Here is a 22504-nt window from a genome sequence, read left to right as displayed (position 1 = left end):
GAGCGTCGGACAGATCGCTCCGCCATTCGCTTGATTGTACGCCCACCTGCTGCCCCCGGGATCGAACCCGGATAGGTTTACCGGCCGCCGCTTAAGAGATCGTGCCCAAACCCTTGTCGGCTCGTCCTAGAAGCCGAGCCAGGACGGCAGGGTGTGGATGGTCGCGAGAATGAGGTGGTAGGAGGCGCCCAGCACCGTGGCCGTATAGGCCAGCCCCGCCAGGCCGATGAGATAGCCGAGGATCAGCAGGTAGCCGTCCTCCTCCATGATGGCGATGGAGGCGATCACGAGCGCGATCGAAGGCGGGAAATTGGTGCCTGGGAACGGGATCAGCACCGAAACGGCGACCAGGAAGGCGAAGAACCCGACGACCCGGTCCCCGAAGGGCCCGAAGAGCGCAAGCAGCCGCGGCCTGCAATAGCTCTCGAGCTTCTTGAGCCTGGGCTCGGCGATGTCGATGAGGCGCTTGAACTTCGAAACCGAAACGGTGCGCCGCAGGATGAAGCCGGGCAGCCAGGGCCGGGTATGGCCCAGCATCATCTGGATGCCGAAGATCAGGACAGGCGTGCCGACGATGCCGGCGATTCCCGGAGGGGCCGGCACGCAGTTCGGAAGAGAGAACAGGATCAGCACGAACCCGAAGGCGCGCTCGCCGAAGGCCTCGATGATCTCGCCGATCGAGATCGTCTCGCCCTTGGCCTCGTCGATGACGGCCCGCAGGACCGCGGAGGCGCTCTGGTGCTCATGGGCGCGATGGAACTCGCTTTCCTCGTGGTAGAGGCCCTTTTTCGGCCGTGCCGTCTCCGTATCCGCGTCCAAGGGTGTCCTCCGTGACGGGAGAGATGGGAATGGCGACGCTCCCCGCCAAGAGACCCGCCAAGAGAGCGGCGCTGTCGAGCGCTTCCCGTGCGGGCGTATCCACGGCGTCACCCGGCTCCTGACGCCGGACGCCGCCGCTCAATCCCAGAACCGGGGCCAGGTCTCCTCCAGGTTCGGCCCGAGGCGCACCGCCGCCACCCGCCGGGCGAGGCCCGTTCGGTCGTCGGTCTCGACCGCGACACCCGAGAGCGTGCCCTCGCCCAGGCCCGGCTCGAGGCGCGTGCCGGGCGTCTTCTGAAGGAACCGGCGGATCGCCTCCTCCTTCTGCATGCCGAGAACGGAATCGTAATCGCCGCACATGCCCGCATCCGACATGTAGGCGGTGCCACCCGGCAGAACCCGATGGTCGGCGGTGGGCACATGAGTGTGGGTCCCGACGACTAGGCTCGCCCGGCCGTCGAGATGGTGGCCCATGGCCTCCTTCTCGCTCGTCGCCTCCGCGTGCACGTCGACGATGACCGCATCGGCCACCTGTCCCAGCGGACAGGTTTCGAGCTCCCGGTCCACGGCCGCGAACGGGTCGTCGAGCGCGTCCATGTACAGGCGGCCCATCACGTTGACGACGAGGACCCGGGCGCCCGAGCGGGTGTCGATGAGATTGGCACCGCGCCCGGGCGTGCCCGGCGGGTAGTTCACCGGCCGCAGCAGCCGGGGCTGGCGCTCGATGAACACCAGCGTCTCGCGCTGGTCCCAGGAATGGTTGCCGAGGGTGATCGCATCGGCGCCGGCGGCCAGGATCTCGTCGCAGATCGCCTCGGTGATGCCGAAGCCGCCGGCGGAGTTCTCGCCATTGATCACCACGCAGTCGAGCTGCCATCGGTCCCTGAGCCCGGGCAGGCGCTCGATCACCGCGTTGCGGCCGGGCCGCCCGACGATGTCGCCGAGGAAGAGAAGACGCATGATGGGTCCTTGACTAGGATGCCGTCCGGATGAGTTCGGCTTCGGTGACGATAACGTCGAGGAGCCGGTCATGGGGCTCGACCGGAACCTCGTCGATCTCCTGAACCGCATAGGCCAGCCCGATCGTCAAGACCGGATGCTGCGCTTCCAGCGCCGCGATGGCCCGGTCGAAATGGCCCTTGCCGTAGCCGATGCGCCCTCCTCGGCGGTCGAACGCCACGAGGGGCACGAGGAGAGCCTTGGGGAATACCTCCGGGGCATCCGGGCCGGGCTCGCGCACGCCGAAGCCGCCTTTGACCAGCACGTCGCCGGGCTGCCACAGGCGCCAGCTCAGATGGGGGTGGAGGATCTGGGACAGGGCGACGTCGTGGCCCCGCGCGAGCAGCGCTTCCATGAGCGGACGCGGATCGACCTCGCTGCGGATCGGCCAATAGCCTCCGACCGGGGTGACGTCCTTCAACTCTGCGAAGGCGAGAGCGCGGTCGGCGATGCCCTGCGCAGCCGCGTGGCGGAAGTGTTTGTCGAGGCCATCGCGCCGCGCGAAGACCTCGCTGCGGACGCGTTCTTTCAGTTCGGAGGGGGGAAGGGATTGCATAAGGTGCGGAGCCACGAAAAGCCGTCGGAGAAGCGATCCCGGGAACCTACAAAGTAGGTGGGCGCCGTATGTCCCGGTCCAGGGACCGGGTCAGGGACAGCTCCCTTCAGGATCGATAAGGCCCCGGGGAATATGAACTCCTAACGCGCCCCGCAGCCCCGCCTTCCCTATGTAGGGATCGGGGCGGTCCGGGGGAAGGGGAAAAGTGGGGCGGCCCGCAATCTTTCTCGTCGGGCCGCGAGACAAAAGGATTTCTCTCAGCCCTGCCCCGCCCCGTTGAGGCTGCGCGCCAGCTCCTCGATCCGCTCGGCCGCCATCTGCACGCCCTCGGCGAGCCTCGCCTCGATCCGTTCGAGGCGCTCGTCCCGCGAGGCATTGATGCTGTTGAGCGTCGCCACCTCGGCCTCCAGGGCGTCGACCCGCCGCTTGGTCTCGTGCAGCTCGTCCGCCTGGGCGATGGCCGCCATCACATGGAGGCGCAGGTCGCCGATCTCGCCGAAGGCAAGGCGCATGTCCTCGATCCGGGCATCGTAGGCGGCCGCCAGGCCCTCGAGATGCCCCTCCTCGCCCTCGCCGCAGGCCATGCGGTAGGTCTGTCCGGCAATCGTCACCGTCACCTGGGGCATGGCCTACCCCTCCTCCGGCTCGAGCTGGCCGGCCTGGTCCAGAACGGTCTGGACGGCCCCGATGGCCCGGCGGACCCGCCGGCCGACATCGTCCGTCGCCGCCTCGAAACGGTGGAGCCGGGTGAGCGCACCATCGAGCTCCACGGCCAGGCGGGCCCGGTCGTCCTGCATGATCTGGAGCTCGGTTTCCAGGCCGCCGCGGCGCCTGTCGGCCTCCAGACGACGGGACACGGATGCCTCAAGAAGTCCCAAGGCCATGTCCAGCCGCTTCATCGCTTCCTCGAGTGTCGGCGCCATCATGCCTCCTGAATCGGGCACGACACTAGCGCATCGTGCGGAAAAGTGGACTCGGTTTTCCGCACCGAACGATGCGCCGCTCAAGGAATTGAGCATCGGATCGATCCCAAAAGTGGGTCCACTTTCGGGTCCGATGCTCGAGCGCATCGTGCGTCAAAAGTGGACCCGGTTTTCGGCCCGATGCGCGTCGTGAGGAGGCAGGGCACCCGATTTCGCAGGCGGCGGGGCCGGGGGGACTCGAGGGGATTACGCCGTTCCAGCCTTTGACTCGCCCTGGCCGCGTGTTAAGGAGCCCGGACCTTTTCCGGACAGACCGCCCCGTTGCGGGGCCCTCAAGACTTGTGGATCTCGCCGTGCAAGATACCGTCCCCGTCGATCGCGTCACCCATTCCGATCTGGCGAACGCCGTGCGCGTCCTCGCCATGGACGCCGTCGAACAAGCCAAATCCGGCCATCCGGGCCTGCCCATGGGCGCCGCCGACATGGCCACGGTGCTGTTCACCAAGTTCCTGAAATACGACGCCGCCGACCCGACTTGGCCCGACCGCGACCGGTTCATCCTCTCCGCGGGCCACGGCTCGATGCTGCTCTATTCGCTCCTGCACCTGACGGGCGTGAAGGGCATGACGATCGAGGAGCTGAGGAACTTCCGCAAGCTCGACTCGAAGACCCCCGGGCACCCCGAGAACTTCATGACCCCGGGCGTCGAGACGACCACGGGTCCCCTCGGCCAGGGCATCGCCACGGCCGTGGGCTTCGCGCTCGCCGAGCGCATGCTGAACGCCGAATACGGCGACGATCTGGTCGACCACCACACCTACGTGCTCGCCTCCGACGGCGATCTCATGGAGGGCATCAGCCAGGAGGCGATCGCGCTCGCCGGCCACCTGAAGCTGAACCGCATGATCGTCCTGTGGGACGACAACCAGATCTCCATCGACGGACCGCTGTCGCTCTCGGATTCCGTCGACCAGGTGAAGCGCTTCCAGGCCTGCAACTGGAACGCGGTGCGCGTCGACGGCCACGACCCGAAGGCTCTCCAGCGCGCCATCGCGCGGGCCCAGAAGTCGGACAAGCCCACCCTGATCGCCTGCCGGACCACCATCGGCTACGGCGCCCCGAAGAAGGCCGGCACCTCCAAGGCCCACGGCGAGCCCCTCGGCGCCGAGGAGCTGGCCGGCGCCAAGGCCGCCTACGGCTGGAGCCACGCGCCCTTCGAGATCCCGGACAACATCCGGGACGCCTGGGCCAAGGCCGGCAGGAAGGGCCGCCGGCAGCGCAAGGCCTGGACCGACCGCCTGAAGGCCCTGCCCGCCGAGAAGCGGGCGGAGTTCGAGCGCCGCGTGAAGGGCGTGCGCCCCGAAGGCCTGGCCGACGCCGTCGCCCGGCTGAAGGACCGGCTCGTCGCCGAGCCGCAGGCCGTGGCCACCCGCAAGGCGAGCGAGCTTGCCCTCGAGGTGATCACCGAGGCGGTGCCGGAGCTGGTCCTGGGCTCGGCCGACCTGACCCCCTCGAACAACACCAAGACCAAGAACCTCACGGCCATCTCGCCCGGCCATTACGCGGGCCGCTACATCCACTACGGCATCCGCGAGCACGGGATGGCGGCGGCCATGAACGGTCTTGCGCTCCATGGCGGCTACGTGCCGGCCGGCGCGACCTTCCTGGTCTTCACCGATTATGCCCGTCCCGCCATGCGCATCGCGGCGCTCGCCGGCATCCCGGTGGTCTACGTGATGACCCACGACTCGATCGGGCTGGGCGAGGACGGTCCGACCCACCAGCCCGTGGAGCATCTGGCGGCTTTGCGCTCCATGCCGAAGATGCGCGTGTTCCGCCCGGCGGACGCCATCGAGACGGCGGAAGCCTGGCAGCTCGCCCTCGAGCGCACGGACGGGCCGAGCACCCTGGCCCTCACCCGCCAGAACCTGCCGCAGGTCCGGAAGGAGGGCGGCGCCGCCAATCTCTCGGCCACCGGCGCCTACGAGCTCTCGCCGGCGAACGGCAAGGCCCGCGCGACCATCTTCGCGTCCGGCTCCGAGGTCGAGATCGCCCTGGCGGCCCAGAAGCTTCTCGACGAGCAGAGCTTCGCCGTCCGCGTGGTGTCGGTGCCCTCGCTCGACCTCTTCCTGGCCCAGCCCGAGAAGGTCCGCGCCCGCATCATCGGCGATGCGCCGATCAAGGTCGCGGTCGAGGCGGCCGTGCGCTTCGGCTGGGATTCGGTCATCGGCCCGGACGGAATTTTCGTCGGCATGCATGGGTTTGGCGCCAGCGCGCCCTACAAGGACCTTTACAAGCACTTCGGCATCACGGCCGAAGCCGTGGCCGAGAAGGTCCTCCGGACACACAATCTCTGAGGCTCGAGAAGACCTGAGGCCTCGCTACACAAGGGAGCTAAGACTATGACGGTGAAGGTCGCGATCAACGGATTCGGTCGCATCGGACGCAACATCCTCCGCGGCATCGTGGAGAGCGGCCGCAAGGACATCGAGGTGGTTGCCATCAACGATCTCGGGCCGGTCGAGACGAACGCTCACCTGCTCCGCTTCGACTCCGTCCATGGCCGCTTCCCGGCCGACGTGCAGGTCGACGGCGAGTTCCTCGTCATCAACGGCCAGAAGATCCGCGTGACCGCCATCAAGGATCCGGCGACCCTGCCGCACCGGGAGCTCGGCGTCGACATCGCCATGGAATGCACCGGCATCTTCACCTCGAAGGAGAAGGCCTCGGCGCACCTGACCGCCGGCGCCAAGCGGGTCATCGTGTCGGCTCCGGCCGACGGGGCCGACCTCACGGTCGTCTACGGGGTCAACCACGACAAGCTGACGAAGGACCACATGGTCATCTCGAACGCCTCCTGCACCACGAACTGCCTCGCCCCGGTGGCGAAGGTGCTTCATGAGGCGGTGGGCATCGAGAAGGGCTTCATGACCACGATCCACTCCTACACCAACGACCAGCCGACGCTGGATCAGATGCACAAGGACCTCTACCGCGCCCGCGCGGCGGCCCTGAACATGATCCCGACCTCGACGGGCGCCGCCAAGGCGGTGGGCCTCGTGCTGCCCGACCTGAACGGCAAGCTCGACGGCTCGTCGATCCGCGTGCCGACCCCGAACGTGTCCGTGGTCGACTTCAAGTTCGTGGCCAAGAAGAACACCACGAAGGAAGAGATCAACGCGGCGATCAAGGCCGCCGCCGCCGGGCCGCTGAAGGGCATCCTCGGCACCACGGACCAGCCGAACGTCTCGTCGGACTTCAACCACGATCCGCACTCCTCCGTGTTCCACCTCGACCAGACCAAGGTGATGGAGGGCAACTTCGTGCGCGTGCTGTCCTGGTACGACAACGAGTGGGGCTTCTCGAACCGCATGGCGGACACCGCCGTCGCCATGGCGAAGCTCATCTAAGGGAGGCCGCTTCATGACCGCCTTCCGCACGCTCGACCAGGCCGAGGTCAAGGGAAAACGCGTTCTCGTCCGGGTCGATCTCAACGTCCCGATGGAGAACGGCCGGGTGACGGACGCGACGCGCATCGAGCGCGTGCTGCCCACCATCCGGGAGATCGCCGAAAAGGGAGGAAAGGTGATCCTTCTCGCCCATTTCGGCCGCCCGAAGGGACGCGATCCCAAGGAATCCCTGAAGCCGGTCGCGGAAGCGGTCTCGACGCATCTCAAGAAACCCGTGGCCTTCGCCGACGACTGCATCGGCGAGGCCGCGGCCAAGGCCGTCGCCGCCCTCAAGGACGGCGACGTGCTGCTCCTCGAAAACACCCGCTTCCACGCGGGCGAGGAGAAGAACGATCCGGCCTTCGTGCAGGATCTGGCGAAGCTCGGCGACCTCTACGTGAACGACGCGTTCTCGGCCGCGCATCGCGCCCATGCCTCGACCGAGGGCCTCGCCCGCGTCCTGCCGGCCTACGCGGGCCGCACCATGCAGGCGGAGCTCGACGCCCTGACCAAGGGCCTGGAGGCGCCCAAGCGCCCGGTCGTGGCCATCGTGGGCGGCGCCAAGGTGTCGACCAAGATCGACCTGCTCGAGAATCTCGTCACCAAGGTCGACGCCCTGGTCATCGGTGGCGGCATGGCCAACACCTTCGTGCACGCCACGGGCCTCGGCGTCGGCAAGTCGCTCGCCGAGAAGGATCTGGCGGCCACCGCCCTGCGCATCATCGACAAGGCCCGCACGTCCAACTGCGCCATCATCCTGCCCGTCGACGGCGTCTGCGCCTACGAGTTCAAGGCGGGCGCGCCCAACCACACCTACGGCATCGACGCGATCCCCGAGGACCAGATGATCCTCGACGTGGGCTCGCAATCGGTCGAGCGCGTCTCGGCGGCGATCAACGACGCGGCCACGCTGGTGTGGAACGGTCCGCTCGGCGCCTTCGAGATCGCGCCCTTCGACCAGGGCACGGTGGCGGCCGCCCGCCACGCTGCCCAGCGCACCAAGGAAGGCAAGCTCGTCTCCGTGGCGGGCGGCGGCGACACGGTGGCGGCCCTCAACCATGCTGGCGTTGCGGACGACTTCACCTATGTATCGACGGCAGGCGGCGCCTTTCTCGAATGGCTCGAGGGCAAGTCGCTGCCCGGCGTGGAAGCGCTGAGAGCCTGAAGGACCGTTCTCCGGCGGGGACATCCCTTCCCGCGCGGGGAACGTGCTCCACAATTCGCTTAAGCTAAGGTTCAGTTTCGGCGCGCTTAGAAGAACGCGCCCCATAAGGAGGACGAGATGGCACGCATCACCATGAGGCAGCTTCTGGATCACGCCGCCGAGCAAGGCTATGGCGTGCCTGCCTTCAACATCAACAACATGGAGCAGGCGCTCGCGATCATGGCGGCAGCCGGCGAAGTCGATGCGCCGGTGATCATCCAGGCGAGCCGCGGTGCGCGCTCCTACGCCAACGACGTCATGCTCAAGCACATGATGGATGCGGTCACCGAGATCTATCCGCACATTCCGGTCTGCGTGCATCTCGACCACGGCAACGAGCCCGCCACCTGCATGACCGCCATCCAGGCCGGCTTCACCTCGGTGATGATGGACGGCTCCCTCAAGGCCGACGGCAAGACCCCGGCCGATTGGGACTACAATGTGGGCGTGACCCGGAAAGTGGTCGAGATGGCTCATCTCGGCGGCATCTCGGTGGAAGGCGAGCTCGGCGTGCTCGGCTCGCTCGAGAGCGGCGAAGGCGAGGCCGAGGACGGCCACGGCGCCGAGGGCAAGCTCTCGCACGACCAGCTGTTGACGAACCCCGACGAGGCCGTGAAGTTCGTGGCCGAGACCAAGGTCGACGCGCTTGCCATCGCCATGGGCACCTCGCACGGCGCCTACAAGTTCACCCGCAAGCCGGACGGCGCGATCCTCGCCATGCACGTGATCGAGGAGATCCACAAGAAGCTCCCCAACACCCACCTGGTGATGCACGGCTCGTCCTCGGTGCCGCAGGATCTCCAGGACATCATCAACCAGTACGGCGGCCAGATGAAGCCGACCTGGGGCGTGCCCGTGGAGGAGATCCAGCGCGGCATCAAGCACGGCGTGCGCAAGATCAACATCGACACGGACAACCGCATGGCGATGACCGGCCAGATCCGCAAGGTCCTGACCGAGAACCCGGGCGAGTTCGACCCGCGCAAGTATCTGAAGCCCGCCATGGAGGCGATGACGAAGCTCTGCAAGCAGCGCCTGCAGGAGTTCAACACCGCCGGCCAGGCCTCCAAGATCAAGCGCGTGTTCACCCTGGCCGAGATGGCCAAGCGCTACGCCTCCGGCGAGCTCGACCCGACCTTCGGCACGAGCCGGCAGGCGGCCGAGTAAGCGGGATCGGAAGCCTCGATCGACCCTCCCGGTCGTCACCGGCCTTGTGCCGGTGATCCCGACCGGTCGAGGCGCAGCGTCTTTGCGTATCGGGATGGCCGGGGCAAGCCCGGCCATGACGGAGGTGGAGACGCCATTCATCGATCAGGCTTTCGCCGCAATCATGATCGACAAGCGGGGCCTCGCAAGACGGCCCCGTTTTCGTTATGGAATCCCGTCTGTCCTCTTTCGTGACCTCGAACATCCATGGCCGATACCGCCGCCCGCCTCTACCTCATCACCCCTGTCCTGACGGACGCCTCCTTCGCGCCGCGCCTCGCCGAGGCCTGCGCCGCCGGAGCCGTGGCGGCCGTCCTGCTGCGGCTGGCTTCAGCCGACGAGCGGAGCCTGATCAATCAGGTCAAGGCCCTCGCCCCGGCCGCGCAGGAGCATGGCGCGGCCGTGCTCGTCTCGGCCGAGGGCGAGGCGGATCTCGCGACCGTCGCGGCTCGGGGCGGCGCCGACGGTGTGCATGTTCCGGGCGATCCGGCCCGCCTGCGGGACCTGCGAGACCGCCTGAAATCCGACCGCGCCATCGGGGCCGGGGCGATCCGCACCAAGGATGACGCCATGACCCTGGGCGAGGCCGGGGCCGATTACCTTCTCTTCGGCGAGCCCCGTCCGGACGGGTCCGTGCCCTCCCTGGAGAGCGTGATCGACAGGGCGTCCTGGTGGGCCGAGATCTTCGAGACGCCCTGCGTGGCCTATGCGCCGAGCCTCGACGCGGTCGGGCCCCTGGCGGCCACGCAGGCGGAATTCATCGCCTTGGGCGAGGCCGTCTGGTCTCATCCCGACGGTCCGGCGGCGGCCGTGACGGCAGCCCTGGAGATCCTGGACCGGCAGGAGGCCTCGCGCTGATGCGGCTGTCCTGGATCATCGGCGGCGTCCTGCTGGCGGCTTCCGCAACCGCAAGCCCGGCCAAGGAGCTCGATCTCGCCTACGGGGCCTATCAGCGCGGCCTCTACGGGACGGCCTTCCGCGAGGCGACCCTGCGGCTGGAGAAGAACAACAACGATGCCGCGGCCATGACCCTTCTGGGCGAGCTCTACAATCAGGGCCTCGGGATCGCCATGGATCCCAAGAAGGCATCCGAATGGTACCGCCTGGCGGCGCAGCGAGGCGACGCCAATGCGCTCGCGTCCCTGGGGCTGATGGCCCTCGACGGCCGCGGCATGGCCAAGAATGCCGCACAGGGCCGCGCCTGGCTCGAAGAGGCCGCCGCCAAGGGCAATCCGCTGGCCTCCCACAATCTCGCCCTGCTCCTGCTCACCAGCGGCAACGACGCGGACCTGCAGAAGGCCGTCGAACTCTTGAAGAAGGCCGCGGCCGCGGAGATCCCGGACGCGCAGCATGCCCTCGGCGTGCTCTACCTCAAGGGCCGGGGCGTCGCGCGGGATCCCTCGGAAGCGGCCCGGCTGTTCGAGCGTGCCGCCCGCAACGGCAGCTCGGTCGGCGAAGTGGAATATGCGATCCTGCTCTTCAACGGCGACGGAGTTCCGGCCAGCGAATCCCAGGCCGCGCGCTATTTCCGCCGCGCCGCCGCCAAGGGCAACGCCATCGCGCAGAACCGTCTGGCCCGCCTCCTGGTCGCCGGTCGCGGCGTGCCCGCCAACAAGGTCGATGCGGCGGCCTGGCATATCCTGGCGGCCGCCCAGGGCCTCGCCGACCCCTGGCTCGACGACGCGCTCAAGGACATGGGCGCCGAGGACCGCAAGCGCGCCGAGAAGCTGGCCGCGGAGCGCCTCGGCATGCGCTGAGTGCATGAAATGCCGCAGACGCGGGATCATTTGCGTCCCGGCCCGGTTGACCACCGCTTGACGCCACTCGCCCCGTGGTCCATCGACCACATCTTCTTTTGATGTTCGCTCTTTGCCAGGACCTGCCCGATGATCCGTTCGCCCCTCATGACCGTCATGACCGATGCTGTGATGAAGGCTTCGCGCTCGCTCAAGCGCGATTTCGGCGAGGTCGAGAACCTGCAGGTCTCCCGCAAGGGCCCGGGCGACTTCGTCTCGGCGGCCGACCGCAAGGCGGAGAAGATTTTGCGCGAGGCGCTCGAGAAGGCGCGCCCCGGCTACGGTTTCGTCATGGAGGAGGAAGGCGTGGTCGAGGGCACCGACCCGAGCCATCGCTGGCACATCGACCCGCTCGACGGCACCACGAACTTCCTGCACGGCCTGCCGCAATTCGCCATCTCGGTCGGACTGGAGCGGGACGGTCAGATCGTCGCCGGCGTGATCTACGACCCGGCCAAGGACGAACTCTTCATCGCCGAGCGCGGCAAGGGCGCCTATCTCAACAACCGCCGCATCCGCGTGGCGGCCCGCGGCGATCTCGCCGATGCCGTCGTGGCCTGCGGCCTGCCCCATATCGGCCGGGGCGATCACGGCCTCTTCCTGCGCGAGACCGCCGCCGTGATGGGCTATGTGGGCGGCATGCGCCGCTGGGGCGCCGCCGCCCTCGACCTGGCCTACGTGGCCTGCGGGCGCTTTGACGCCTACTGGGAACGCGGCCTGAACACCTGGGACATGGCGGCCGGCATCCTGATGGTCCGCGAGGCGGGCGGCTTCGTGTCGGACGCGGACGGGGGCAGCGACCCGATGGCCAAGGGCTCGATCGCCTGCGGCAACGAGGTCATGCACCGCGACCTGCTCAAGCTCCTGAAAAAAGGCAAAGGCTAGAGCCCTTTTCGGCGAAGTGGATCCGGTTCGCCGTCGAACATGCGGCACAGCCGAGAGGAGAGGTGATTCCACACCAGTGGAAACAGCTCTCGTCTTTCCGCCGGCGATATTTCTGTTCGTGCCGGCCGAGGGGGACCATGGTCGCGCTTGATCCTTCGGACGGGCGCGGTCACATTGGGGCATCGTGCGGAAAAGTGGCCCCGGTTTTCCGCAGGGAACGATGCGCCGCTTCAGGGAAGGAGCATCGGATCGATCCCGAAAGTGGATTCCACTTTTCACGTCCGAGGCTCGAGAGCAGGCCCGAAGCACGAACGCACAGGATAGCGATGGCGGACCAACCCCTTACCCCACCGCGGATTTATCTGATCCGCATGGCGGTCTTCCTGGTTCTGGCAGGGTTCGTCGCCTTCATTCTGTACCGGCAGATCTGGGAGGCGTTCCAGGCCAATCCCGGCCTCAACGCGCTGATCCTGGGCGTCATGTTCATCGGCATCGTGCTGGCGATCCGGCAGGTCTGGCGGCTCTTTCCCGAAGTGCGGTGGGTCAACACCCTGCGGCAATCCGAGGATGGGCTCGTCGCCCCCTCCCCGCCGGTCCTGCTCGCGCCGCTGGCGGCTCTCCTCGGCAACCGGCCCGGTCAGGCGGGCTTTTCCGTCGCCGCGACCCGCTCGGTGCTCGATTCCATCGGGGCCCGCCTCGACGAGAGCCGCGAGATCGTGCGCTATCTCGCCGGCCTGCTGGTGTTTCTCGGCCTGCTCGGCACCTTCTGGGGCCTGATCGATACGGTGGGCTCCGTCGGGCGCATCATCTCGTCGCTGCGCACCGGCCAGGACACGGCGGTCCTGTTCGACGAGCTGAAGAATTCGCTCGCCGGCCCCCTGCAGGGCATGGGCCTGTCCTTCTCGGCGTCGCTCTTCGGCCTCGCCGGCTCCCTGGTCCTCGGCTTCCTCGATCTTCAGGCCGGCCAGGCCCAGAGCCGCTTCTACACGGAGCTGGAGGACTGGCTCGCCACCTCCACCATGGACACGCCCGCCGATACGTCCCTGCGCGCCGGCGCCACCTCGCACGACCTGACGGTGGCGCTGAACCGGCTTACCGCCGCCGTGAACGATGGCGCCGGCGGCCGGGCCGCGACCCAGGCCATGGCCAACCTGGCCGAGGGCGTTCAGGGCCTCGTGCAGCACATGCGCGCCGAGCAGCAGATGATCCGCGACTGGGTCGAGGCTCAGGCGGCCCGCGAGAAGGAGCTCAAGCAGGTGCTCGACCGTCTGTCCCGTGAGAGGCTGCCCTGATGCCGGCCTCGAGCGCAGGAGGCCGCCGGCGCGGGCGCTCAGGCCAGATCAATTACTGGCCGGGCTTCGTCGACGCCCTGTCGACGCTGCTGCTCGCGATCATCTTCCTGATTTCGGTCTTCACCGTGGGCCAGTTCTTCCTGTCCCGCGAATTGTCGGGCCGCGACACGGTGCTCGACCGCCTGAACCGCCAGATCTCGGAACTGACCGACCTTCTCTCCCTCGAGCGCTCGAACCGGCGCACCATCGAGGACACGGTCACGTCCCTGCAGACCACCCTGCGGGCCAACGAGGCCGAGCGGGCGCGCCTGCAGAGCCTTCTGGACAGCGGCGGCGCCGCGCAGGCCCAGGCGCAGGAGCTGGGCACCCAGCTCGAGACTGAGCGCCAGGCCACCGGCCGGGCGCTGAGCCAGGTCGAGATCCTCAACCAGCAGATCGCCGCCATGCGCCGCCAGCTGGCCGCCCTGGAGGACGCCCTGTCCGCGTCCGAAAACCGCGACAAGGAAAGCCAGGCCCGGATCGCCGACCTCGGCAGCCGCCTCAACGTGGCCCTGGCCCAGAGGGTCCAGGAGCTCGCCCGCTACCGGTCCGACTTCTTCGGCCGCCTGCGGCAGATCCTCGGCAGCCGGCCCGACGTGCGCATCGTCGGCGACCGGTTCGTGTTCCAGTCCGAGGTGCTTTTCCCGGCCGGCCAGGCCTTCCTGCGGCCCGAGGCCTCCGGCGAGATCGACCGCATCGCCAGCGCCCTCATCGAGCTGGAGCGCCAGGTTCCGCCCGATATCCCCTGGGTGATCCGCGTCGACGGCCACACGGATCAGAGGCCCATCGCCACCTCGCAGTTCCCGTCGAACTGGGCCCTGTCCTCGGCCCGCGCCATCGCGGTGGTGCAGGCGCTGGTCGCCCGCGGCGTCCAGCCCCAGCATCTCGTGGCGGCCGGCTTCGGCGAGTTCCAGCCCCTCGACAACGGCACCACGGAAGAGGCCTATGCCCGCAACCGCCGCATCGAGCTGAAGCTCACGGAGCGGTAAAGTTACCGCTTGCCCAAGGCCAGCGCGACGTCGTGGACCTGATCGCCGACGCGGCGGATGGTCTCGACGACCTGCTGGCGCGGGACGTTCCAGCGGTCGGACCAGTACTGGAGATCCCACGGCTCGAGGACGTTGATGCGGGGGGAATCCTGAGGGTGCCTCCTGCTGACCACCATGCCGTCCTCCCGGCCGGACGAATCGCCTGTGTGGGTCCTGTCTCCCATGAAAGCATGGCAAACATGGGTCGGATGGAGATTTTATTCGGCCGCCTCGTGATGCTCGTCGGCGCTCGTGAACTGGAGCCGGGCCAGGCGCGCATAGAGACCGCCCTGAGCGAGGAGCGTCTCGTGAGTGCCCTCTTCCACGATCACGCCCTTGTCCATGACCAGGATGCGGTCGGCGGAGCGCACGGTGGCCAGGCGGTGGGCGATGACCAGGGTGGTGCGGCCTTCCATCAGCCGGTCGAGGGCGGTCTGGACCTTGCGTTCGCTCTCCGCGTCGAGCGCGGAGGTCGCCTCGTCGAGGAGCAGGATCGGGGCGTCCTTCAGGATCGCGCGGGCGATGGCCAGACGCTGGCGCTGGCCGCCCGACAGGGTGACGCCGCGCTCCCCGATCATGGATCGGTAGCCCTCCGGCAGGGCCTGGATGAATCCGTCCGCGGAGGCGAGCTCGGCGGCGCGGCGCACCTCCTCCTCCGTGGCGTCCGGGCGGCCGTAGCGGATGTTGTCGAGGACGGAGGCGGCGAAGATCGTCGGCTCCTGGGGCACGAGGGCCATGCGGGCGCGCAGGGCGAAGGGATCCGTCTCGTGGACCGCCACCCCGTCGACCCGGATCGTGCCGCTCTGCGGATCGTAAAAGCGCAGCAGCAGCTGCAGGACCGTGCTCTTGCCGGCCCCCGAGGGCCCGACGATGGCGACCCGCTCGCCGGATCCCACGGCGAAGCTCAGCCCGTGGATGGCGCGCTGGTCGGCCCGGGTCGGGTAGGCGAAGTGAACATGGTCGAAGGCCACGGTGCCGAGTGGCGGCTCCGGCAGAGGCTTCGGGTGAAGCGGACGCTCCACGGCGGGCTTGGCGGAGAGGATCTCGCCGAGGCGCTCCGCGGCGCCGGCCGCCTGGGCGAGTTCGCCATAGACCTCCGAAAGCTGGCCGAGCGAGCTTGCGGCAAAGACCGCATAGAGCACGAACTGCGACAGGCGCCCGCCGGTCATCTGCCCGGCCAGCACGTCCTGGGCGCCGTACCAGAGCACGCCGACCACGCTCGCCGAAACCAGGAAGATGCCGGCCCCGGTCAGGAAGGCCCGCATGGTGGTCGACAGCCTGGCCGCGTCGAAGGCGTCCTCGGCGGCCGTGGCGAAGCGGGCGGCGGTGAGGCTCTCCATGCCGAAGGCCTGCATGGTCCTGACCGCGCCGATCGCCTCCGCGGCATAAGCGGAAGCATCCGCGAGGCGGTCCTGGGCGGCCCGGGAGCGTCGCCGCACGGCCCGGCCCGAGAAGACCAGAGGCAGGACGATGACCGGGATGGCCAGAAGCACGAGCGCCGAGAGCTTCGGGCTCGTGATGATCATGAGGACGGTCGCCCCGAGAAAGAGGAAGAGATTGCGCAGGGCGATCGAGATGCTGACCCCGAAGGCCGCCTTGACCTGGGTGGTGTCGGCGGTGAGCCGGGAGACGATCTCGCCGCTCTTGGTCTGGTCGAAGAAGGCCGGGTCGAGGGAGGTCAGGTGCCGGAACACGGCGGAGCGCAGGTCCGCCACGACCCGTTCGCCGAGGGTGATGACGCAGTAGTAACGAAGGGCGCTCGCCACGGCGAGCACGCCCACCACCACGACCAGCAGGGCGAAATAGGCGTTGATGTAGGCCCGGCCCTGCTCGGAGAAGCCGAAATCGATGACCCGCCTGACCGCGATCGGCACCACCAGGGTCGCCGCCGACGCCATGGCGAGGGCAACCAGCGCCGCCGCGATCCGCCCCTTGTAAGCCAAGCCGTAGGGAATGAGCGGCTTCAGGGCGCTCAGCGCAGCCTTGGGGCGGTTCTGCCCTTGGGAATGGTCGGCCATGACACCTTACGTCTTCGGGAATTGTGACACCGGGCGGTTTAGCACCTTTAGCGCACCGTGCGAAAAAGTGGACCCGGTTTTTCGCGGTCAACGGTGCGCCAGCCAAGAGGGGAGCATCGGACAATCGGGATCACCGGGACGAGCCCGGTGATGACGTGGAGAAGATGGTCAGGGCCGGTGCGAACACCCTCCGCAAGTCATGGCCGGCCTTGTGCCGGCCATCCCGATTGTCTTGAGCACGGCGCCTCTCGGAATCGGGATCACCGGGACAGGCCCGGTGATGACGTGGAGAAGGTGGTCAGGTCCCGGACGATGCGCCCCTTGAGGCGGGGAGCATCGGATCCGATCCCAAAAGTGGGTCCACTTTTGGGTCCGATGCTCTAGCCCGGCTTGTTTCAAGGTCTTAAGTGAGGTATAGGCGCGCATTCATCAATTCAGGCTCGATCTCAACATTGCGGGCTGACCAGATCTGGCTGGCCGCAACAAGGACTATGGCAATGGCGCGCAAAGAAACCGATCATCCCGACTACCACTTCATCAAAGTGGTCATGACCAACGGCACCGAGTACACGACCCGCTCGACCTACGGCAAAGAGGGCGACACCCTCAACCTCGACATCGACCCGAACACCCACCCGGCCTGGACCGGCGGCCAGCAGCAGCTGCTCGACCGTGGCGGCCGCGTGTCGCGCTTCAACTCGAAGTTCGGCGGCCTGGGCCTCGGCGCCAAGAAGTAAGCCGGCGCCCTGCGCTGGTGACGTCACCAGAACGCGAAAGCCCCGCTTCGGCGGGGCTTTTTCTTTGCTCGTCCGCTTGCTCTCGCAGGGAGGGCCGCATGGCCGGGTCCGTCATGGCCGGGCTTGTCCCGGCGATGACGGATCCGGGCCGAAGCCGCTACTCCGTCAGGCCGAAAGCCCGCTGGAGCATGCCGAGCTGGGTCGCGACCGGGTTGGGAACCGGAGCTTGCGAGGGGGCTCCCGCCTCGGCGATGAGGCGCTCGAGATGGAGGATCCGGGCGTGGAGCCGGGTTGCCAGGCCCATCAGCTCCCGCAGGCGCGCGGGAAGCGACTCGTATTCGGAGACCGTGGTGGCGGTGTCCTGGGAGCTCAGGCGGACCCGGTTCTTCTCCAGCTGCGCCTGGTCGGGAGAGATCTCCCCTTCCGCCACCGCGCGCTGCAGCAGCAGCCATGAGGCGATCTGCATCAGGCGGGTGGTGAGGCGCATGCTCTCGCTGGCATAGACGAGGCTTTCCTGACGCGGCAGGTTCCGGGACTCCTCGCGGCCGGGGCCGTCGAGATAAGCGGCGGTTTCCTCGATGAGCTCCATGCCCTCCTGGAAGAGGGCCTTGAAGGCCTCGGACCCCACGAAACTCTGCCCGAACCGGACAGGATCGACATCGAGCTGGATCACGTCGGGCTCGTTCACGCACATCTCCCAAAAACCTGCCCTCCGCGCCGAGGGACGGAGGTTGCGACCTGTTGAGATGAGTATAGGACGGTCCCGCGGGTCTTGCCTCGGTAACCTCTTCTTAAGGTTAAGGCGCCGACCACAAAAATCGAGCCGCTCGGGGCGGCTCTTCAAGTCTCACAGGGAAGCGTCGAACAGAGTGGGCTTCAAAGCCACTCGGCATCCAGGACGAGGCCCGGATGCCTGATTCCTAAACCGGCAATGGTTAACGCGCCGTTAAGGACGTTCCTTCGTTGCATGGACCTCGATTCCGGCCCTACTCCTGGCCGAGCTTGAAGAAGGCGCTCGCCGCCGCACGGGAATTCTCCTTCCGGTCCCTCGCCTCCTTGAGGCGGGCGATCTCCTGCTCCAGCATCTCGACGCGTTCGTCGAGCTCGTCGATGGACAGCATCGAGAGATCCTGGCCGATCTCGTGCCCGCTCATGATCTGGCGAGGCTCATCGGCGAAGGGATCGAGGGCCATGGCATTCTCCTTCTGTTCGTCGTCAACGTTAATCCGGCATGTATTCCTTGCCAACGGGGCCTATATCCCGGGAGCTTGTTGACCAAAGGAGGGAAAAATGCGGCAGATCCCGCAGATGATGCGCGCCGTCGTCGCCGAAGGGAGCGGCGGGCCGGAGGTTCTCAGGATCGTCCAGCGTCCGGTTCCCGTGCCGAAGGAAGGCGAGATCCTGGTCCAGGTGAAGGCCGCCGGCGTGAACCGCCCCGACGTGATCCAGCGCCAGGGCGGCTACCCGCCGCCGCCCGGCGCTCCGGACATCCTCGGGCTCGAGATTGCCGGCGAGGTCGCGGCCGCGGGCCCCGACGCCGCACGATTTGCCGTCGGCGCCCCGGTCATGGCCCTGGTCCCCGGCGGGGGCTATGCGGACTATGCGGTGGTCCATGAGGGCAATGCCCTGCCGATTCCCCCAGGTCTCTCCTTCGAGGAGGCCGGCGCCATCCCGGAGACCTATTTCACCGTCTGGACCAATGTGTTCGACCGGGGGCGTCTGCGATCGGGCGAGACGCTGCTCGTCCATGGCGGAACCTCCGGCATCGGCACCACGGCGATCCAGCTCGCCAAGGCCTTCGGCGCCACGGTGATCGCGACCGCCGGATCGGCGGACAAATGCGACGCGTGCCTGCGCCTCGGAGCCGATGTGGCGGTCAACTACCGGAACCAGGATTTCGTGGCGGCCGCCAAGGACGCCACAGGGGGCCGGGGCGTGGACGTGATCCTCGACATGGTCGGCGGCGACTACATCCCCCGCAACTACGAGGCTGCCGCCCAGGACGGCCGGGTCGTGCAGATCGCCTTCCTCCGGAGCCCGAAAGCCGAAGTCGACTTCCGCCGCCTGATGGTCAAGCGGCTCACCCATACGGGTTCGACCCTGCGCCCGCGGTCCCCGGCGGAAAAGGCCGAGATCGCCGAGGCGCTCGAGGAGAGGGTCTGGCCGCTCCTGGCACAGGGCCGGTGCCGGCCGGTCATGGACTCGCGCTTCGCCTTCGAGGACGTGGCCGAGGCCCATGCCCGGATGGACGGGGGCGAGCACATCGGCAAGATCGTGCTGACCCTTTAAAATTTGCAACATCCCGGCACGATCCCTATAATCATCTCGTTTCCCTCACATCGTGAGACGAGATGCTCCGGCCGGGCCGGTTCGGAGCGCGAGAGAGTTTTGCCGTGCGGCGCCGACATCCGGCGCCCGGCCTGAAGGAGGTTCACATTCATGTCCCAGGGACCGTTGATGCCGAAGGCGACAGCCGTCTGGCTCGTCGAGAATACATCGCTGTCGTTCGACCAGATCGCCGATTTCTGCAAGCTTCACCCGCTCGAGGTGAAGGGCATCGCCGACGGCGAGGTCGCGGCAGGCATCAAGGGCCTCGACCCGGTGACCACGGGCCAGTTGACCCGTGAGGAGATCGAGAAGGCTCAGGACAACCCGAACCACCGCCTGCGCCTCGCCGAGACGCGGGTGAAGCTGCCTGAGCAGAAGCGGGTCAAGAAGGGGCCGCGCTACACCCCGGTGTCCCGCCGCCACGATCGCCCGAACGCGATCCTCTGGCTCGTGCGCAACCATCCCGAGCTGAAGGACGCGCAGATCATGCGCCTCGTGGGCACCACCAAGACCACGATCCAGCAGGTCCGCGACCGCACGCACTGGAACTCGGCGAGCCTCTCGCCCATGGACCCGGTGACGCTCGGCCTCTGCTCGCAGATCGACCTCGACTTCGAGGTCCAGCGCGCCGCCAAGGACCGGCCGCAGGTCGAGACCCAGGAGCATGGCGGCACCCTGATGCCGGCGGAGATCTCCACGGCACCCGAGCGGGTCGACCCGTTCGCCGACATGAGCCGCCCGAAGCCCGCGCAGGAAGAGAACATCGACGTCAACTCGGTCTTCGCCAAGCTGAAGCAGCTCAGGCGCGACGACGAGGACGAGGAGTAGGAGTAGGATTTCGAGACGGAAGGCCCGGAGCGATCCGGGCCTTTTCCTTGAGGGGGCGTCGACTCACTCCTGACCGCCTCCCGGCGGCGCGGCCTCCCGGCGGCGCAGCCGCCGGCGCGGCTTCGCGGGCCTGTCGCGCTGACGCTCGAAGCTCGCTTTCGCCCCGACGGCATCGTGCCGCGCCTCGCCGCGCAGATCCTTGGCCGCACGGTGGGCTAGAGCATCGGACCGATGCTCTCATCCAAGAAGAAAGCATCGGATGGATCCCAAAAGTGCAAGTCCACTTTTGGGTCCGATGCTTGAGGGCCTTGTCGTCCTCACCCAGGGCCTGCGCCAGCAGGGCTTCGAAACGCGCCTGCTCGTCCTCGGCTGAATTCGGCATCCTCGGGTTCCTTTCAGACGGAAAGCCCCCTCGCCCGCAGCGCGTCCCCGATCTCGGCCAGGATCATCGGGTCGTCGATGGTCGCGGGCGTCGACCACGAATCGCCGTCGGCGATCTTCTTCATGGTGCCGCGCAGGATCTTGCCCGAACGGGTCTTGGGCAGGCGGGCCACGGTGATCGCGAGCTTGAAGGCGGCCACGGGCCCGATCCTGTCGCGCACCAGCGCCACCAGCTCGGCCTCGATCTCCTCCGGCGGCCGGTCGATGCCGGATTTGAGCACCACGAAGCCGCACGGCACCTCGCCCTTGAGGGCGTCCTTCATGCCGATCACCGCGCATTCCGCCACCGCCGGATGGGAGGCCAGCACCTCCTCCATGCCGCCCGTCGACAGGCGGTGGCCCGCCACGTTGATGATGTCGTCGGTGCGGCCCATGACCCAGATGTAGCCGTCCTCGTCGAGATAGCCCGCATCCGAGGTGTTGTAGTAGCCGGGATAGACCGACAGGTACGAGTCCCGGAAGCGCCCGTCCGCCTGCCACAGGGTCGGCAGGGCGCCTGGGGGCAGCGGCAGCTTGATCACGATGGCCCCCATGGTGTTGGGCCCGACCGGCTTGCCGCCCTCGTCCAGCACCTCGAGGGTGTAGCCCGGCATCGGCACCGTGGGCGAACCATGCTTGACGGGAAGCGCGCCGAGCCCGAGGGGATTGCCGGCCACGGGCCAACCGGTCTCCGTCTGCCACCAATGGTCGATCACCGGAACCTGCAGGATGTCCTCAGCCCATTTGACCGTATCCGGATCCGCCCGTTCGCCGGCCAGGAACAGGGCCCGGAAGGACGAGAGATCATAGTTTCTCAGGAGCTCCGCCTTCGGATCCTCCTTCTTGATCGCCCGGAAGGCGGTCGGCGCGGTGAAGAGGGTCACGACCCCATGATCCGAGATCACCCGCCAATAGGCGCCCGCGTCGGGCGTGCCCACCGGCTTGCCCTCGTAGAGGATGGCCGTGCAGCCGTGAAGCAGCGGCCCGTACACGATGTAGGAATGGCCGACCACCCAGCCCACGTCGGAAGCCGCCCAGAACACCTCGCCGGGCTGCACGCCGAAGAAATGGCCCATGGACCATTTCAGCGCGACCATATGGCCGCCGTTGTCGCGCACCACCCCTTTCGGAATGCCGGTGGTGCCCGACGTATAGAGCACGTAGAGCGGGTCGGTCGCGGCCAGGGGAACACAGTCGGCCTCCCGGCCCTGGGCCCTGGTTGCCGCGACCGCGCCGGCCCAGTCCCGGTCGCGGCCCTCGGCGAGGTCGCAGGCGAGCTGCGGCCGCTGGAAGACGAGGCAGGCCTCCGGCTTGGACGAGGACAGGGCGATCGCCTCGTCCAGGAGCGGCTTGTAGGGAATGATGCGCCCGCCCTCGATGCCGCAGGACGCGGACAGGATGATCTTCGGCCGGGCGTCGTCGATGCGGGTCGCGAGCTCCTTGGCGGCGAAACCGCCGAAGACCACGGAGTGAATGGCCCCGATGCGCGCGCAGGCCAGCATGGCGAAGCTCGTTTCCGGGATCATCGGCATATAGATGACGACCCGATCGCCCTTCGTGACGCCCATGTCCTGCAGGACGGCCGCGAGAGTCGCGACCTCGTCCTGCAGCTCGGCATAGGTGATGCTGCGCTTGGTGCCGGTGACGGGGCTGTCGTAGATGATCGCCGCCTGGTCGCCGCGCGTGGCTACGTGCCGGTCGACGGCGTTGTAGCAGGTGTTGCACTCGGCCCCGACGAACCATCGGCCGTAAACGCCCGCCTGCGGGTCGAACACCGCTTCGGCGGGCTTGATCCAGTCGATCTCCCGGGACGCCTCTTCCCAAAAACCCACCGGATCGGCCTTCCAGCCGGCATAGACCTCATGATAGCGGCTCTGGGCGGATGGCATGGCGTTCCCCGTTGCGTTCAGTGCATGAGACTTCGAGCGCCTGCTGTGGTAGCAGGCCCCCAAGCCGTGGTCAGGGGCGACTTTCGGT

Annotated in this window: 22 protein-coding genes and 1 other RNA gene; 12 read left to right on the top strand and 11 right to left on the bottom strand. The window is 67.7% G+C overall.

Going from position 1 to position 22504, the window contains the following annotated elements; translation table 11 throughout:
• Positions 1–126: 126 nt before the first annotated feature.
• From OCW50_RS24330 to OCW50_RS24305, 6 genes are all read right to left on the bottom strand, one after another.
• Complete coding sequence (locus tag OCW50_RS24330) at positions 127–819, bottom strand: exopolysaccharide biosynthesis protein (protein ID WP_262270322.1); 693 nt, start codon at positions 817–819, stop codon at positions 127–129.
• Positions 820–957: 138 nt separating this feature from the next.
• Positions 958–1779, bottom strand: coding sequence for a TIGR00282 family metallophosphoesterase (locus tag OCW50_RS24325; RefSeq protein ID WP_262270323.1), 822 nt, complete (start codon positions 1777–1779; stop codon positions 958–960).
• 13 nt (positions 1780–1792) lie between these two features.
• On the bottom strand, positions 1793–2374 hold the full coding sequence (locus OCW50_RS24320) for a 5-formyltetrahydrofolate cyclo-ligase (RefSeq protein ID WP_262299295.1): 582 nt from the start codon (positions 2372–2374) through the stop codon (positions 1793–1795).
• Between the two features lie 4 nt (positions 2375–2378).
• Positions 2379–2536: non-coding RNA, 6S RNA (ssrS, locus tag OCW50_RS24315), on the bottom strand.
• A 95-nt stretch (positions 2537–2631) separates the two neighbouring features.
• Positions 2632–3000, bottom strand: coding sequence for a cell division protein ZapA (locus OCW50_RS24310; protein ID WP_262270325.1), 369 nt, complete (start codon positions 2998–3000; stop codon positions 2632–2634).
• 3 nt (positions 3001–3003) lie between these two features.
• A complete protein-coding gene (locus OCW50_RS24305; RefSeq protein WP_262270326.1) occupies positions 3004–3297 on the bottom strand; it encodes a DUF4164 domain-containing protein in 294 nt (97 codons plus the stop codon).
• A gap of 353 nt (positions 3298–3650) precedes the next feature.
• On the opposite strand from OCW50_RS24305, the gene tkt reads away from it, so the two are divergent.
• From tkt to OCW50_RS24260, 9 genes are all read left to right on the top strand, one after another.
• Positions 3651–5654: a transketolase gene (gene tkt, locus OCW50_RS24300; RefSeq protein ID WP_262299294.1), complete on the top strand. Its 2004-nt coding sequence runs from the start codon at positions 3651–3653 to the stop codon at positions 5652–5654.
• Between the two features lie 45 nt (positions 5655–5699).
• Positions 5700–6707, top strand: coding sequence for a type I glyceraldehyde-3-phosphate dehydrogenase (gene gap / locus OCW50_RS24295; protein WP_262270328.1), 1008 nt, complete (start codon positions 5700–5702; stop codon positions 6705–6707).
• A 13-nt stretch (positions 6708–6720) separates the two neighbouring features.
• Entirely contained in the window at positions 6721–7911 is a 1191-nt protein-coding gene (locus OCW50_RS24290; protein WP_262299293.1) for a phosphoglycerate kinase, read from the top strand.
• A gap of 117 nt (positions 7912–8028) precedes the next feature.
• Entirely contained in the window at positions 8029–9117 is a 1089-nt protein-coding gene (fba, locus tag OCW50_RS24285; RefSeq protein WP_173948031.1) for a class II fructose-bisphosphate aldolase, read from the top strand.
• Positions 9118–9363: 246 nt separating this feature from the next.
• On the top strand, positions 9364–10014 hold the full coding sequence (locus OCW50_RS24280) for a thiamine phosphate synthase (RefSeq protein ID WP_262299292.1): 651 nt from the start codon (positions 9364–9366) through the stop codon (positions 10012–10014).
• Positions 10014–10913, top strand: a complete 900-nt coding sequence (locus OCW50_RS24275) for a tetratricopeptide repeat protein (protein ID WP_262299291.1) — start codon at positions 10014–10016, stop codon at positions 10911–10913. The genes OCW50_RS24280 and OCW50_RS24275 overlap by 1 nt, the downstream gene beginning before the upstream one ends.
• A gap of 129 nt (positions 10914–11042) precedes the next feature.
• Positions 11043–11837, top strand: coding sequence for an inositol monophosphatase family protein (locus tag OCW50_RS24270; protein ID WP_262299290.1), 795 nt, complete (start codon positions 11043–11045; stop codon positions 11835–11837).
• 326 nt (positions 11838–12163) lie between these two features.
• Entirely contained in the window at positions 12164–13129 is a 966-nt protein-coding gene (locus OCW50_RS24265; RefSeq protein ID WP_262299289.1) for a flagellar motor protein MotA, read from the top strand.
• On the top strand, positions 13129–14157 hold the full coding sequence (locus tag OCW50_RS24260) for a peptidoglycan -binding protein (protein ID WP_262270333.1): 1029 nt from the start codon (positions 13129–13131) through the stop codon (positions 14155–14157). The genes OCW50_RS24265 and OCW50_RS24260 overlap by 1 nt, the downstream gene beginning before the upstream one ends.
• Positions 14158–14159: 2 nt before the next feature.
• On the opposite strand, the gene OCW50_RS24255 is transcribed toward OCW50_RS24260, so the two are convergent.
• Both OCW50_RS24255 and OCW50_RS24250 read right to left on the bottom strand, forming a co-directional pair.
• Positions 14160–14333, bottom strand: a complete 174-nt coding sequence (locus tag OCW50_RS24255; RefSeq protein ID WP_262270335.1) for a DUF3606 domain-containing protein — start codon at positions 14331–14333, stop codon at positions 14160–14162.
• Between the two features lie 81 nt (positions 14334–14414).
• A complete protein-coding gene (locus OCW50_RS24250) occupies positions 14415–16214 on the bottom strand; it encodes an ABC transporter transmembrane domain-containing protein (RefSeq protein ID WP_262299288.1) in 1800 nt (599 codons plus the stop codon).
• A gap of 497 nt (positions 16215–16711) precedes the next feature.
• Between OCW50_RS24250 and rpmE the strand changes: the two genes are divergently transcribed.
• The gene (rpmE, locus tag OCW50_RS24245; protein WP_262270336.1) at positions 16712–16951 is read left to right on the top strand and encodes a 50S ribosomal protein L31; all 240 of its coding nucleotides are present in this window, start codon (positions 16712–16714) and stop codon (positions 16949–16951) included.
• A 157-nt stretch (positions 16952–17108) separates the two neighbouring features.
• Here the strand turns inward: rpmE and rcdA are convergent, their stop codons facing one another.
• Both rcdA and OCW50_RS24235 read right to left on the bottom strand, forming a co-directional pair.
• Positions 17109–17639, bottom strand: coding sequence for a protease adaptor protein RcdA (gene rcdA, locus OCW50_RS24240; protein ID WP_262299287.1), 531 nt, complete (start codon positions 17637–17639; stop codon positions 17109–17111).
• A 298-nt stretch (positions 17640–17937) separates the two neighbouring features.
• On the bottom strand, positions 17938–18144 hold the full coding sequence (locus OCW50_RS24235) for a DUF1192 domain-containing protein (RefSeq protein WP_262299286.1): 207 nt from the start codon (positions 18142–18144) through the stop codon (positions 17938–17940).
• Positions 18145–18241: 97 nt separating this feature from the next.
• Here OCW50_RS24235 and OCW50_RS24230 point away from each other — a divergent pair, with 97 nt between their 5' ends.
• Both OCW50_RS24230 and OCW50_RS24225 read left to right on the top strand, forming a co-directional pair.
• Positions 18242–19240: an NAD(P)H-quinone oxidoreductase gene (locus OCW50_RS24230; protein WP_262299285.1), complete on the top strand. Its 999-nt coding sequence runs from the start codon at positions 18242–18244 to the stop codon at positions 19238–19240.
• Positions 19241–19390: 150 nt separating this feature from the next.
• Positions 19391–20107, top strand: a complete 717-nt coding sequence (locus OCW50_RS24225) for a DUF1013 domain-containing protein (RefSeq protein ID WP_262270339.1) — start codon at positions 19391–19393, stop codon at positions 20105–20107.
• A gap of 395 nt (positions 20108–20502) precedes the next feature.
• Here OCW50_RS24225 and OCW50_RS24220 read toward each other — a convergent pair whose 3' ends face one another.
• Positions 20503–22416, bottom strand: coding sequence for a propionyl-CoA synthetase (locus tag OCW50_RS24220; RefSeq protein ID WP_262299284.1), 1914 nt, complete (start codon positions 22414–22416; stop codon positions 20503–20505).
• Between the last annotated feature and the right edge of the window lie 88 nt (positions 22417–22504).

Origin of the sequence: Microvirga sesbaniae (genome assembly GCF_025460805.1) — a bacterium.
Classification (GTDB): domain Bacteria; phylum Pseudomonadota; class Alphaproteobacteria; order Rhizobiales; family Beijerinckiaceae; genus Microvirga; species Microvirga sesbaniae.
The sequence above is the reverse complement of the archived record's forward strand: the minus strand, read 5'-3'. Positions and strand labels throughout refer to the sequence as shown.

Coding starts and splice junctions, on each gene's coding strand:
- OCW50_RS24325 (WP_262270323.1), bottom strand. CDS start 1,779: ATGCGTCTTCTCTTCCTCGGCGACATCGTCGGGCGGCCCGGCCGCAAC.
- OCW50_RS24320 (WP_262299295.1), bottom strand. CDS start 2,374: ATGCAATCCCTTCCCCCCTCCGAACTGAAAGAACGCGTCCGCAGCGAG.
- OCW50_RS24310 (WP_262270325.1), bottom strand. CDS start 3,000: ATGCCCCAGGTGACGGTGACGATTGCCGGACAGACCTACCGCATGGCC.
- OCW50_RS24305 (WP_262270326.1), bottom strand. CDS start 3,297: ATGGCGCCGACACTCGAGGAAGCGATGAAGCGGCTGGACATGGCCTTG.
- gap (WP_262270328.1), top strand. CDS start 5,700: ATGACGGTGAAGGTCGCGATCAACGGATTCGGTCGCATCGGACGCAAC.
- OCW50_RS24290 (WP_262299293.1), top strand. CDS start 6,721: ATGACCGCCTTCCGCACGCTCGACCAGGCCGAGGTCAAGGGAAAACGC.
- fba (WP_173948031.1), top strand. CDS start 8,029: ATGGCACGCATCACCATGAGGCAGCTTCTGGATCACGCCGCCGAGCAA.
- OCW50_RS24280 (WP_262299292.1), top strand. CDS start 9,364: ATGGCCGATACCGCCGCCCGCCTCTACCTCATCACCCCTGTCCTGACG.
- OCW50_RS24275 (WP_262299291.1), top strand. CDS start 10,014: ATGCGGCTGTCCTGGATCATCGGCGGCGTCCTGCTGGCGGCTTCCGCA.
- OCW50_RS24270 (WP_262299290.1), top strand. CDS start 11,043: ATGATCCGTTCGCCCCTCATGACCGTCATGACCGATGCTGTGATGAAG.
- OCW50_RS24265 (WP_262299289.1), top strand. CDS start 12,164: ATGGCGGACCAACCCCTTACCCCACCGCGGATTTATCTGATCCGCATG.
- OCW50_RS24260 (WP_262270333.1), top strand. CDS start 13,129: ATGCCGGCCTCGAGCGCAGGAGGCCGCCGGCGCGGGCGCTCAGGCCAG.
- OCW50_RS24255 (WP_262270335.1), bottom strand. CDS start 14,333: ATGGTGGTCAGCAGGAGGCACCCTCAGGATTCCCCCCGCATCAACGTC.
- OCW50_RS24250 (WP_262299288.1), bottom strand. CDS start 16,214: ATGGCCGACCATTCCCAAGGGCAGAACCGCCCCAAGGCTGCGCTGAGC.
- rpmE (WP_262270336.1), top strand. CDS start 16,712: ATGGCGCGCAAAGAAACCGATCATCCCGACTACCACTTCATCAAAGTG.
- OCW50_RS24235 (WP_262299286.1), bottom strand. CDS start 18,144: ATGGCCCTCGATCCCTTCGCCGATGAGCCTCGCCAGATCATGAGCGGG.
- OCW50_RS24230 (WP_262299285.1), top strand. CDS start 18,242: ATGCGGCAGATCCCGCAGATGATGCGCGCCGTCGTCGCCGAAGGGAGC.
- OCW50_RS24225 (WP_262270339.1), top strand. CDS start 19,391: ATGTCCCAGGGACCGTTGATGCCGAAGGCGACAGCCGTCTGGCTCGTC.
- OCW50_RS24220 (WP_262299284.1), bottom strand. CDS start 22,416: ATGCCATCCGCCCAGAGCCGCTATCATGAGGTCTATGCCGGCTGGAAG.